Origin of the sequence: Candidatus Clostridium eludens, assembly GCF_045310515.1 — a bacterium.
Lineage (GTDB): Bacteria > Bacillota > Clostridia > Clostridiales > Clostridiaceae > Clostridium_B > Clostridium_B eludens.
Window position 1 is genome coordinate 50,636 of sequence record NZ_JBJHZX010000004.1, and the last position, 12,780, is coordinate 63,415.

Here is a 12,780-nt window from a genome sequence, read left to right on the forward strand (position 1 = left end):
CCCCCCTATCCTAATGCATCTTCAAATAATCTTTCATTTTGTATACAATGATAAATTTCATTTTTATCCATTGTCTCAAGTTTATATACCTTATAACTATGAATATTCTGAAGGTTTTTTACAGCCCTGTCTACAGCTTCTAAATCTTCATAAATTATACCAAGTGTATCACCGCTGTGAGCACCTACAATACCAAGTCCTCCTGTTGAAGTCTTGATCTTCATAATCTGCGGCAATACATCATATTTAAGTCTAATCTGATTTCTAAATATACTTTCCGTTGATGCTAAGGCCATATCTGCCAGAGATTTTTTTCTTAATCCATTTTTAAATATTTTAATTAAATCATCTACTGAACTTAAGGGTTTAAGTTCCTTATTATTAAATTCCACAGTGTTTACTATTTTGCTTCCTTCAAAGACTAACATATAAAATTTAATATATTCCCCTATGTTTTCTTTAAATACACCTTTCTTATAATCAAATATAGTCATTGAATTAAATATTATACTGTCTGTAGGCTCAACTTGAATACATGATCTTATTAATTCTTCTTCATTAAATGATCTATTAAAAAGCTTTAAAAGTGCATAATAAGTAGCACAAAGGTCTGCGGTACTGCTTGCAAATCCTTTTCCCTTTGGAATCTCGGAAGTTATAACCATGTCTATATTTTTTTCATAACCCGCATAACTCCATTTTTTAAGGATATTATTCATAAACTCCATACTTTTTGTGTAATTATACTTAAATACTGGACAAATACTTTCAAATAAATTTACTCTAGTAAAAAAATTCACCGGACAGGATATTAATACATCTTTTCCATTAAAATTGCCCTGAATCATTTCACCTATACTCCCCGGATAACTTGCAGCAGCTTTCATATTTCCCCTCTTTTCTGGCTCATCCCAACAACAACTACCACTATTGTGAATTGTAATTTGTGCATTGTGAATTGTGGATTACCTCCACTCCTATGCATAGGGTCATTCCAGATAAATTTAGTTTACTAACTAGAATTTTGCCTCCTGAGAGTTCAACACAGGGTTCACATACAGCCTTCACACCAATATGTTCTTCTACAAATTTACTGCCTTTATACTTATACTGCACCGTTTTTATATCCTCATTGCTAAAGGTCCTAAATTGCGCCCCTAAAAATTCCCCTAGTTCTACAATTGCCTTCTCTTCACTTTTCACACTGGATGAAGCAACTATCTTGACGGCCCTTTCATCTATGTTATGTTCCTTAAGTTTTTCTCTTACTATACCATTCATTGTTTCAGCTGAATAATTTTTTCTGCAGCCAATTCCAATAATGATATTTTTCCTTATGAGCTTAAGTTTAACTGTATTATCATAACCTTTAAGATAATTTAGTTTATTTGTTACATATACAATTCCTCTGGCAATTTCTAAATCAGTTGTATATCCTTTTGGAAGCTGAATAAGATTTTCTTCATCTTCAAAGCCAATATTCTCACCATTTACCATAAGAGCTGAAATACATTTGGCTTCTTTCATATTATCTATTATTAACTTATTTTCTTTTGCAATAATATCTGGGGATTCTAAATTCAAATTATCTGTGGCAGTGGTAATTACAGCTTCTGCATTTATTATCTCTGCTATTTTTTCTGAAAACTCATTGGCACCACCTAAATGTCCACTCAAAAGGCTTATAACATATTTCCCCAGTATGTCAACTACAATAACAGCAGGATCTTCAGTCTTATTTTTTATAAAAGGGGCAATGGCCCTAACGGCTATACCTGTAGAAGAAATAAAGATTATAACATCATAATTTTTTATAAGTTCTTCCGCAAGCTTTGTAATTTTAAAATTTTTAATTTTACTTTTTGAAAATATATTTACCGGTATAACACCATTTATTTTTTCACCAATTATATCACCATATTTATTCAAGCTAATTAGTGCTATATTCATATTCTAATACTCTATGCCTTCTCTTGCAGGTACCCCTTTATCCATATAATGTTTTATATCTTTCATCTCTGTTACAAGATCAGCCCTTTCTAAAATTTCTTTAGGTACATTTCTCCCGGTGAATACAAGTTCCATATTGTCTGGTTTTTTATCAATAAGTTTAATGATTTTTTCTACAGAAAGCAGCCTATTTGAAAGTGTCCCCATAACCTCATCCATTATCAAAATATCACAATCATTATTTTCAAGAGTTTTTAAACAAAACTCATAGGCTTTCTCTACTTCTTTTTTTAGTTCTTCTTTTTCCTCATCATTTAATGTCCAAAAAAAACCTTTTTTCTTTTCAAACCTATATATTTTGAAATTACTTTCTAGTTTTTTTGCACTTTCAATTTCGCCTGATTTAGAAGTTTTTAAAAATTCAACCATATATACCTTAAGGTTATTTCCTACAGCTCTTAATGCCAATCCTAAAGCTGCTGTAGTTTTACCTTTTCCGTTTCCCGTATATACCTGAACAAAACCCTTTTTTAATTTACCCATATTTTTACCTCCTTTTAAATCTGGATTATTTTATAAATAACAAGTCAATATGCTAGCATACCGGCTGGCTGTTTCTTTGAAGATGCCTTAAAATAGCTAACAGCTTTTCATTGGAACTTCTATCTTTTATTGCAAACCTTATAAAGTTTTTATCAAGTCCCCTGAAATTGTCAGCTTTTCTTATAATTACTCCCCTATGAAGACAGTAATCATATACCTGATTTAAGCTTATATTTCTTATCTTACATAATACAAAGTTTGCGTAAGTCAAAAATACTTTTTCTATAAAATATAATTTTCCAAGCTCCTCCACCATAAATTCTCTTTCTTTTTCAATACAGACAATTGAGTCATTAATATAATCCCTATCACTTAAGCAATATTTAGCAGCCACTTCCGCAAAACAGTTAATATTCCAGGGATTCTGCCTAGTCTTTATTTTATTTATAGTGCTGTCATCTTTACTTATGCCATATCCAAATCGTATACCCGGCATTGCAAAAAACTTGGTCATTGCCTTTATTATGAAAAGACTTTTATATTTTTCAATTTCTCTTATAAAACTAAATTCAGGTTTTCCTGTAAATTCTATAAAAGTTTCATCTAAAATAATTGTCTTACCATTTTTTTCACAAAAATCCAGTATAGGCTGAAATTTATTCTTATCAACTACTCCGCCATTTGGATTATTGGGATTTCCAATTATAATGGAATCTACTCCTGTGAGTTTAGACATTATGTCGTTATAATCAATTTCCATATTAGAAGACAAATAAGAAAATTCAATTCTACAGTTCCACCTTTTTGCATCCATTTCATACTCTACATAAGAAGGCACAACAATAAGTATACTTTTAAACAGACTTATTGAAATGTCAATAATTTCAGAAGCACCATTACCTAAAACAATATTTACATTTTCCTGGCCAATATATTCTTTTATATACTTTATCAAATTTCTATAGTGAATATCAGGATAAACCACTGCATTTTTTAAAGCTTCTTGTATATTTTTCGAAAAAACTCTAGGAAGTCCAAGAGGATTAATATTAGAACTATAATCTAACAATTTCCTTTGTTTAAAAACTCCATCAGTATAAATATCTCCTCCATGAAGCATTCTATATCCCCCTTTCACAGCAGCCTTAAAGCTGCAATCATTTTTTTGTCCACCTGGCGGCCTCCATGGCATAATAAGTTATTATTATATCTGCACCTGCCCTTTTAATTGATGTAAGCATCTCAAGTACTATGGACCTTTCATCTATAACTCCAATAGATGCTGCGGCCTTAACCATGGCAAACTCTCCGCTTACGCTATAGGCTGCTATGGTATGATTAAATTTATCTCGTGCCATCCTTATTACATCAAGATAAGATAAAGCCGGCTTTACCATAACTATGTCAGCCCCTTCAGCAATATCTTCTTCAATTTCAAGCATTGCCTCTCTGCCATTGGCTGGATCCATCTGATAGCCTTTCCTGTCTCCAAATTGCGGACATGAATCCGCAGCTTCCCTAAATGGTCCATAAAAGGCCGAAGCATATTTTGCACTATATGCCATAATACTTACATCTTTATATCCATTGCCATCTAATATATTTCTAATTGCTTCTACCCTTCCATCCATCATATCTGAAGGTGCCACCATATCAGCTCCTGCCTGTGCATGGGAAAGTGCTATTTTTGCTATGTATTTTAATGTTTCATCATTATCTACATTATTATCTACAACTATGCCGCAGTGCCCATGGCTTGTATATTCACACATACATACATCTGTAATAACCCAAAGCTTAGGTGCAATTTCCTTTATTCTTCTCACTGCTTTTTGAACTATGCCCTCACAGTCATAAGCAGCACTGCCTATATCATCTTTATAATCTGGAATTCCAAAAATCATTATACCTTTCACACCTGATTGAACTATGTCATCAATCAATTCAGTAAGCCTATCCACAGACCAGTGAAAATTATCTGGAAGAGATTTTATTTCTTTTTTTATATTTTCTCCTTCCACAACAAATAAAGGATAAATAAAGTCTTCTGGATTTAATTCTGTTTCTCTTACAATACTTCTTATTGTAGGATTTTTTCTAAGTCTTCTATGTCTACTAAACATTCTATTACCTCCATTTTGTGTTATTTGTCTTAATCATCATTTCAAAAAGCTCCTGTTTGTTTTTTGGTATTTTGCTGCGAGAACTTATTTGTCCATTTCTATATAAGTACTCAAAAACTTCAAGAACCAGAGGCTTCTCAAGATAACATTCATTTATTAAATCATTATCAGAAAAAATCTCATAAGGTGTTCCCGCTCTAACTATTTCCCCATTTTTCATAACAAAAATATAATCCGACCAGGAATATGCCAGCTCTACATCATGGGTTGATAAAATAACAGTAATACCCTTTTCATTAATATCATTAAATATATCAATAATCTGCCTTGCATGTTTAGGATCAAGGCTTGAAGTAGGTTCATCAAATACTATTACCTCTGGATTCATAACAAGTATATCTGCAATTGACACCCTTTTCTTCTGTCCATAACTTAAAAAATGCACAGCCTTATCTCTATAGTCATACATGCCTATATTCTCCAGAGCCATATCCACCCTTTCTCTCACCTCAGCTTCACTGAGTTTTAAATTTACAGCTCCAAAAGAAACTTCCTGATATACACTTGCTGAAAATAGTTGATTTTCCGGATCTTGAAAAACTATTCCGATATTTTTTCTTAATTCCATCAAGGATTTTTGATTATATTTCATCTCAGTTCCCTTATATACCATACTGCCTTTAGTTGGTTTTAAAACACCATTAAAATTTAAAAATAGCGTGGATTTTCCAGAACCATTAACTCCGATAAATGATATTTTTTTCCCTTTTTCTATTTTTAAGTTTATATTATTCAATGCTTTAGTTCCATCTGGATACTGAAAGCTTAAATTCTTTACCTCAAGTATATATTTATTCATTATAGAATTCCCCCAAAAATGCTTTTACCAAAAGTTATAAGTATGAACACTATTTGTATAATAATCATCAATAAAATGTTTTTATATGAAATTTCATAACTATTTTCTATTAAATTTATTTCACCATCATAGCACCTGGATTCCATGGCAGTATAAATATCCTGTGACCTTTTATGTGAACTTATAAACAGGCAGGTAACCAATTTTCCTAATGAATTATACCCGGTTTTAATTGTTGAATATCCAAGCCTTGAATTTTGCGAAATAAAAATCATATTGGCTGTATCTAAAAGTACAAAAATAAATCTGTATATAAGTCCCATCAGTTCAACAAATAATTTAGGTACTCTCATCTTTCTAAGTACCATCAAAACCTCAAAAATAGGAGTTGACAGAGTAAGAAAATATAAACAGGAAACCGAGGCAAGTGCCTTAAAAAATATTTTTGAAGACATCAAAATACTATCTTTTGTACAGCCAAGTGTAACATTTAATATACTAAAACTGAACAATATATCATTAGTATTTCCAATTATGTTTATTGCAATGGTAACAGTTCCAATAACCAAAAATACTAGTGGAACTGACATTAATTTTATATAGGATACAATGGGTATTTTCCCTTTGAAAACAGTTATGATACCCATAAAAAATATTACCATTATTGAATATACTATGTTATCTAGAAGTATACAAAGTATCATAGTTAAAATAGAAAATACAAACTTCTCCACAGGATTAACATTTCTTAACTGAGATACATATGCCAGTTTATCTATAGAAATCATGATTTTTCACTTTCATCCTTTTTTGATTTGCCCTTTAAGTATCCGAAATAATAACACACAATCCCTGAGCCCACAGCAGCCTGTAATGAAAATAAGAGACTTTCTATTTCAGCACTTGGCGGCTGCCAGATGGAAGAAAACCACGGCTTATAACTTTTATCAATCTGTGTAATTGCCTTTTCAGCCTTGTCATCAGAACCTGCAAACTTGGCATTTTTTAAAAATATTAGAGGAATAACCGCAATAACTATTACAAGAAAACACAATATCAAATTTTTCTTAAACACACTGTTGTTTTTACTTTTGCCTTCTATATTCATTCTTATTATGCCTCCTTTGATATAACATTTAACTGTATAAGTTCTTCTTTGTCGTAATTATTTAAAAGATTGAAAACCACAACAGTCAGTATTCCCTCACTTATGGCAAGGGGAATCTGGGTTACTGCAAATATACCCATAAACTTTATCATAGAGGCCAAAACTCCACCGGTGGCATCAGGAAAGGCCAGCGCAAGTTCAATTGAAGTTGTAATATAAGTCATTAAGTCTCCAAGCATTGCTGCTGTAAATACCGCTGCAGATGATGACACATTTCTCTTCTTTAAAAGCTTGTACAGAAAATAAGATACTAAAGGTCCAACTATTCCCATGGAAAAAGTATTAGCGCCAAGAGTTGTGATTCCTCCATGCGCAAGAAGAAGTGCTTGAAATATAAGAACTATGACACCTAATACGCTCATAATCGCCGGCCCAAAAAGTATGGCTCCAAGTCCTACTCCCGTGGGATGTGAACAGCTTCCTGTCACTGATGGAATTTTTAAAGCAGAAAGCACAAATGCAAATGCACCTGACATTGCTATTAACATCTTTATTTTAGGATTTAATTTTATCTTTTCTTTTATGGAAAACAAGCCTATAACTATAAAAGGTATGCATATAGCCCCCCATGCTATACACCATTTTGCCGGAAGAAATCCTTCCATAATGTGCATTGCAGATACACTTTTAGGAATAAACAATAATCCAAGAAAAATCCCCAATGAAATCTGATATTTTTTTGACATAAGAACACCTCATCACTTAATATTTTTTATATAAATTTTAATATCAGGTTGTTTCTTCAAACTTATAAAAAACCTTTTAACAAAGCGTTAAAAGGTCATAAATGGATATATTGTTCTATACATTCCATAATGCTATTTCCTCCTATCACTCGTAGAAAAAAATATTACACAAATATAGGCAAGTATCCTGACTTGAAAATCTACATCTAAGTACGCCTTCCCAGTTTCCCAGTGGCTAAGGTACTTAAACTCATTTCTTACAGTGGCGTGACCGTTCAGGAATTGAACCTGATTCCTCTTTAATTAATCGCTTAATGATTAAACCTATATTTTTTAATATTAAATTTTACTTATATTGCTTCATGAATAGATAATTTCATATTTCATATATAGTACCATAAATTGATACTTATATGTATGTGCTTATGTGACAAATTTTATTATTAGTAAATTACAACTGATATTAATAATTTATCAATTTTTACGATGTTTTTTATGGCTATTATTAAATAACAAAACTTTAACATTTATTCACTCGGTTAATAGCCAGGATATTCGTCGCTTTTACCTACCCCCAAGAAACATATATTTCACATCTGTTATTAGAAACATTACTTTTAAAATTAATTTTGCATAACAGATTGTGAAGCTCGTTTCTCTTTTACAATTTTAACGCCTATAAATATAAATTATAAAATTTTCCTAATTATAGTTCATTATACAACATTTCTATTATTCTAGCAAATATAATTTAAAAAGTATATCTTTTACTTCATGAAACATGAAGATTGTTTCTTTTTTCAAGTATTCTATCACAAGCTTTTATTATGTCATTTTGATTTAATTCATCTTTTTTATTTACTGCAACAAAAAGACAGGCATCTATAACCGCATTTTTTATATCTCTTCCACAAAAATCCGTAAATTTTTCTGCCAGTTCTTTAGTGTTTACATCATAACTTTTAGGTATGCTGGGCAGTAGGTGTACCTCCCAAATTTTCTCTCTGCATTCTTCATCCGGCATGGTAAAATTAATGTTTTTAACTCTTGTTTCAAAAGCATAATCATAATTTTTTACCAAATTAGTAGCAAATATTACTACACCCTTAAATTTTTCAAGACAGATAAGCAGTTGACTTCTCATGGAATTTATAGCTTGTTCTGAGCCTTGAGTTACATGTGTAAGTCTCTTAGATAACATTGAGTCAGCTTCATCAATAAATAATACAGCATCATTTTTTTGGGCTGCCATAAATAAAGCTTCCACATTTTTAGGGCCTTCACCATGATATTTACTTTCTATCTGTGCATAACTAGCTATTAATATTTTTTTGTCCAGCTTATTTGCTATGGCATGAGCAGCCATAGTTTTACCTGTTCCAGGAGGTCCATAAAAATTCAAAGCAGATCGTGGATGAGGCTCGAAGGTTCTTAAACCCCAAGTATCAAAAACTAAGGTTTCATTTTCTATAATACTTAAGGAAATTTCAAGTTCCTCTAAAACATTTTTAGTTAAAATCAAGTTTTTAAAATCCCATTTTGGCTCTTTGACTTCATAGCGTTCTGCCCTTTTCTCAAAGTTAAACTCATTGTTATTTTCATTTCTAAGAGACATTTCTACTCCTCCTATATTTTATTGAATTCTAAATATTTCTAGCTAAACAGCTCTGGTTCATATGGATACTTGCCATATTTTATTGCCGCTTTACGCAAAGCATGAACATTTTCAGGAGGCGTATCAATTGGAAAACCACATCCTAACGCAAGTACATAGCCTTTAGGATTGTCATAGGCTTTTCTAAGACATTCTTTAGCATCTCTCTCCACATCCTCTGGTGTTCCTAAATACATAGTTTCCGTAGGTTTTACATTGCCAATCAACACTACTCTGTCTCCTACAATCTTCTTTGCCTCTTCCAGATCTATAACATCATCAAGGCTCAATGATTCTGCACCCGTATCTGCCATCAGTGTCCAAACTTTTTTGGTATTTCCGCAGATATGAAGGTACGGAGCTCCCTTGCCTGAAGCTTTAATAGAATCAACTATTTCTCTTAAATATGGAAGGGTAAACTCCCTGAACATATTCTGACTTATTAAGCTTCCGGAAGCGGATGGTTCTGCTATACCCATACTTACATCAAGTTTTGCAGCTTCTTTTATAAATGCAATTGTGGTATCAGTTACAAGGCGAAGGATTCTATGGGCAAATTCAGGATTTTTTCTTGTATCACGCAAAAATTTTTCTATTCTCATAAGATTTCCAGCGGAGGTAAATGGTCCAGGCACTTCCACTGAAACTGGTATTTCTTTTCCAAATTCATCTACAAGCTTTTCTGCAGTCTCCAGCACAAATGGAAACCTTCCTGCTTTTGCAGGATGAGGTACACTTAATTCTTCCAAATCAGAATCATCCTTTATTGCATATTCTGAAACATAAGGAGCACCATGATCAGGAAAAACAAGTTTACTTCCTAATGCTTCAGCAATTCCTGCAAGCCCTGGACTAACTCCTGTTGATTCTATTCCATATTTTTCATTTGCTGCTAATTGCCCTTCAACAACCTTTTCCGGGAAAAAATGAAGATCAGATACTTTTACACCTATTATAGTTGCAGCATGATCACCTATAAAAATATTACAAGGTACTCTGTCAAAAGGCTTACCATTAATCATAGCTTCAATTCTTTCTTTTGGAGTCATTTCATCCTTTAATAAAAATTCACTCATATTTTCACTTTCTCCTTACCTTTAAAAAGATAAACATTTAACAAAAATCTTATCAAAATTCTCACCATTTGATAATTCAACTACTTTAATTGTTTTTACTGTATCTTCCATTTCTTTTCTGTATTTTTTATTTAATAAAAATGCACGCCCTCCAGATTTAGATGTATTACCGACAAAATCTATCTTATCTTCAAACTCCTTTGGTAATAAGCCTATATTTATGAGGCTTTTTGCTCTTAGATGATAGCCAAATGATCCGGCTATTTGTATTTTATCAACTTCATCTGACTGTACTTCTTTACTTTTCATAAGAAATTCTATTCCCGATCTTACTGCACCTTTTGCCAGTTGAACCTGTCTTATATCTTTTTGGGTGAGAAATACGCCTTTTGCTATTTCAAAAGCAATTTTTCCATCTAACTTTATCAGCCTTTTCTTCAATACCTCTGGCAAATTGGATTTTTCAGGTGATACAAACCTGCCATTTTTACCAATAACTCCGCTAGAAACCAGCTCTCCAACAATATCTAAAAGGCCGCTGCCGCAAATTCCAATAGGTTCTCCATCTTCAATGGTTCTGATTTCTATAGAGCCATCTTCTTCTATATTAAAATATTCTACAGCACCTCTTTCAGCTCTCATACCATAAGTAATATTCATACCTTCAAAAGCTGGACCTGCTGCAGTGGATGTGGAGGATAATTCACCATCTCGTCCTATTACCATCTCTCCATTTGTTCCAATATCTACAAATAGCGTAGTACCTTTTCTATCTTGAAGCCTGGTAGCTAATATACCAGACGTTATATCTGGTCCTACATATGCTGAAATAATAGGTGGTAAATATATCAGTCCATTATCTGATATATTCAATTTATGATCTTTAGCATCTAAATAACTTCCTCCCACCACTTTTGGAATATAGGGGTATTTACCCAAAGAATATGGGTTCACATTAGCTGCAAGATGAATCATACATGTATTACCGCTAAAAACCGCTTCATAAATATACTTTCTATCTATTTCAGTTTTTTTTGTAATTTTTTCTATCATGCCATTTAATTCTTTGCTTATTTCAGAGTACATTATATCTAAGCCTTTTTCATCAGAGGCAAATTTTATCCTGGATAAAACGTCCTGGGCATGTAAACTTTGTGGATTTAATGCAGAAACTGAATCAATTTCTTTACCTGTGTTAATATCAACCAGTGATGTAACTAATGTTGTAGTTCCAATATCCACAACCAATCCATAGTTCAATGCTGTAGTATCCCCTTCTTCTTCTCCTATTATTTGTTCTCCTGCATATATAAAAGTCTTTCCTGTATCTTTATATTCTTTTTTAATAAAACTATCTACTTCTATATTAAAACTTTCACCGTGATTTAATATTTTTAGGGTCTTATTTAAATTCTCTGATACCACCTGTACATCTATATCTGCCATTACCCTGGCCTGGCAGGACAATACAAAACCCTGGGACTTCTCCTCCTCTGATAAATGATGCTTACCTTCCTGCACTATGTCCTGTAAATTATCACTAACAACTTTTACCTTACATTTACCACATACACCTACTGCATTACAAGGAGACTCTATAATAACTCCGGCTTCCCTTGCCGCCTCTAAAATTGTAGTTCCTTTTTCCACGTCAATTGATTTATTATTTGTAACAAAATTTACTTTTACCATAAATTATGACTCCTTTACCACTTTTGTCATTGATACTATATTCTTTAACGGGGTTGATGTACTAAGTCCGCAAGCTGGTGATATAATGTTAATGCCCTCTTTTACAAGCCTATCTGTTTGATTGACAACTTTTTGCTCATCTCCAAACTCTAAAAGAATTGTACTAAGATTTCCCATGGTAGTAAGCTCAGGGTACTCTTCCTTCAATGCCTTTAAATTGATAAATGCATCTGTACTTATGGCATCAGACCTGATTTCTGGAATATACTTCATTACAGCATTCATTTTTCCACATATATGCACAATAACTGGTGTATTCATTGCATGTATTGCATCAACAACTTTATTTATATATCTAACTGCATATTCTTTAAACATCTTTGGTCCCAGTATCTCTCCAGTTGCAGTTGGATCAGCAATAGAAATTACACTTGCCCCATTTTCTATCATTAATTTTGCCAGTTCTATAATATGATTGCTTGCATAATCAATTACCTTATGGGCATCGTTTGCCTTTTTCCTTAACTCCTTTAAAAAAGAAATAGGATCTACAATTGATGCTGACGCACTGACTGGTCCTGTGAGACTCCCTATTACAGGTACATCTGAATACTTTCTTGAAAGTGCGCAGGTAGCTTCAATTATTGAATTAACCCTGAGATTCTTCTCCATTGCACCCAATTCTTTAAATATTACATCTGATACAGAAGAAAATACCTCTTTCTGTATTTTGGGTTCACAGGAAAGAGTTCCATAGTTTATTTCACTCCCCAATACTTCCGCTTCAACAGTCATACAAAATGGTATGCCAAAATTTTCGAAACCAGTATTCTCATGTACATCACTTGCAATTTCAGCCATTAGTTTGCCATCATGGTGACCTTCTGGAAGCTTATGTCCAGTTTTATTCATTACCTCTACAATAGCTGAGTTCATCATTCCTCCTGGACAAATTACAGGCGGTCTATCTGTGGTCTCCTTTTTAAATGTACGAATTATACGTTCTTTTGGACTTAAATCATTCATAAT

At 32.6% G+C, this 12,780-nt stretch carries 13 protein-coding genes and 1 riboswitch; all 13 genes read right to left on the reverse strand.

The features are described 5' to 3' along the window. Positions 1-5 precede the first annotated feature (5 nt). On the reverse strand, positions 6-887 hold the full coding sequence (locus tag ACJDU8_RS03725; RefSeq protein WP_406790810.1) for a GHMP family kinase ATP-binding protein: 882 nt from the start codon (positions 885-887) through the stop codon (positions 6-8). Between the two features lie 40 nt (positions 888-927). Then, on the reverse strand, positions 928-1,950 hold the full coding sequence (cbiG, locus tag ACJDU8_RS03730; protein ID WP_406790811.1) for a cobalt-precorrin 5A hydrolase: 1,023 nt from the start codon (positions 1,948-1,950) through the stop codon (positions 928-930). Positions 1,951-1,953: 3 nt separating this feature from the next. Beyond that, on the reverse strand, positions 1,954-2,493 hold the full coding sequence (locus ACJDU8_RS03735) for a cob(I)yrinic acid a,c-diamide adenosyltransferase (RefSeq protein WP_406790812.1): 540 nt from the start codon (positions 2,491-2,493) through the stop codon (positions 1,954-1,956). A gap of 52 nt (positions 2,494-2,545) precedes the next feature. After that, positions 2,546-3,613, reverse strand: coding sequence for a pyridoxal phosphate-dependent aminotransferase (locus tag ACJDU8_RS03740; RefSeq protein ID WP_406790813.1), 1,068 nt, complete (start codon positions 3,611-3,613; stop codon positions 2,546-2,548). Positions 3,614-3,650: 37 nt separating this feature from the next. Beyond that, entirely contained in the window at positions 3,651-4,616 is a 966-nt protein-coding gene (gene hemB / locus ACJDU8_RS03745) for a porphobilinogen synthase (protein ID WP_406790814.1), read from the reverse strand. 4 nt (positions 4,617-4,620) lie between these two features. Continuing rightward, positions 4,621-5,475 carry an energy-coupling factor ABC transporter ATP-binding protein gene (locus ACJDU8_RS03750; RefSeq protein WP_406790815.1) on the reverse strand — a complete coding sequence of 285 codons (855 nt, stop codon included), beginning with the start codon at positions 5,473-5,475 and terminating at the stop codon, positions 4,621-4,623. Then, positions 5,475-6,263 carry a cobalt ECF transporter T component CbiQ gene (gene cbiQ, locus ACJDU8_RS03755; protein WP_406790816.1) on the reverse strand — a complete coding sequence of 263 codons (789 nt, stop codon included), beginning with the start codon at positions 6,261-6,263 and terminating at the stop codon, positions 5,475-5,477. The genes ACJDU8_RS03750 and cbiQ overlap by 1 nt, the downstream gene beginning before the upstream one ends. Further along, positions 6,260-6,583: an energy-coupling factor ABC transporter substrate-binding protein gene (locus ACJDU8_RS03760; protein WP_406790817.1), complete on the reverse strand. Its 324-nt coding sequence runs from the start codon at positions 6,581-6,583 to the stop codon at positions 6,260-6,262. The genes cbiQ and ACJDU8_RS03760 overlap by 4 nt, the downstream gene beginning before the upstream one ends. 5 nt (positions 6,584-6,588) lie before the next feature. After that, a complete protein-coding gene (locus ACJDU8_RS03765; protein WP_406790818.1) occupies positions 6,589-7,329 on the reverse strand; it encodes an energy-coupling factor ABC transporter permease in 741 nt (246 codons plus the stop codon). Positions 7,330-7,489: 160 nt separating this feature from the next. Continuing rightward, positions 7,490-7,672, reverse strand: a riboswitch (cobalamin riboswitch). A gap of 429 nt (positions 7,673-8,101) precedes the next feature. Further along, positions 8,102-8,944 (reverse strand): ATP-binding protein, encoded by an 843-nt coding sequence (locus tag ACJDU8_RS03770; protein WP_406790819.1) that lies wholly within the window; start codon positions 8,942-8,944, stop codon positions 8,102-8,104. A 38-nt stretch (positions 8,945-8,982) separates the two neighbouring features. Further along, positions 8,983-10,059 carry a uroporphyrinogen decarboxylase family protein gene (locus tag ACJDU8_RS03775; protein WP_406790820.1) on the reverse strand — a complete coding sequence of 359 codons (1,077 nt, stop codon included), beginning with the start codon at positions 10,057-10,059 and terminating at the stop codon, positions 8,983-8,985. Between the two features lie 21 nt (positions 10,060-10,080). Beyond that, positions 10,081-11,751, reverse strand: coding sequence for an ASKHA domain-containing protein (locus tag ACJDU8_RS03780; protein WP_406790821.1), 1,671 nt, complete (start codon positions 11,749-11,751; stop codon positions 10,081-10,083). A 3-nt stretch (positions 11,752-11,754) separates the two neighbouring features. Then, positions 11,755-12,777 carry a uroporphyrinogen decarboxylase family protein gene (locus tag ACJDU8_RS03785; RefSeq protein ID WP_406790822.1) on the reverse strand — a complete coding sequence of 341 codons (1,023 nt, stop codon included), beginning with the start codon at positions 12,775-12,777 and terminating at the stop codon, positions 11,755-11,757. Positions 12,778-12,780 lie beyond the last annotated feature (3 nt).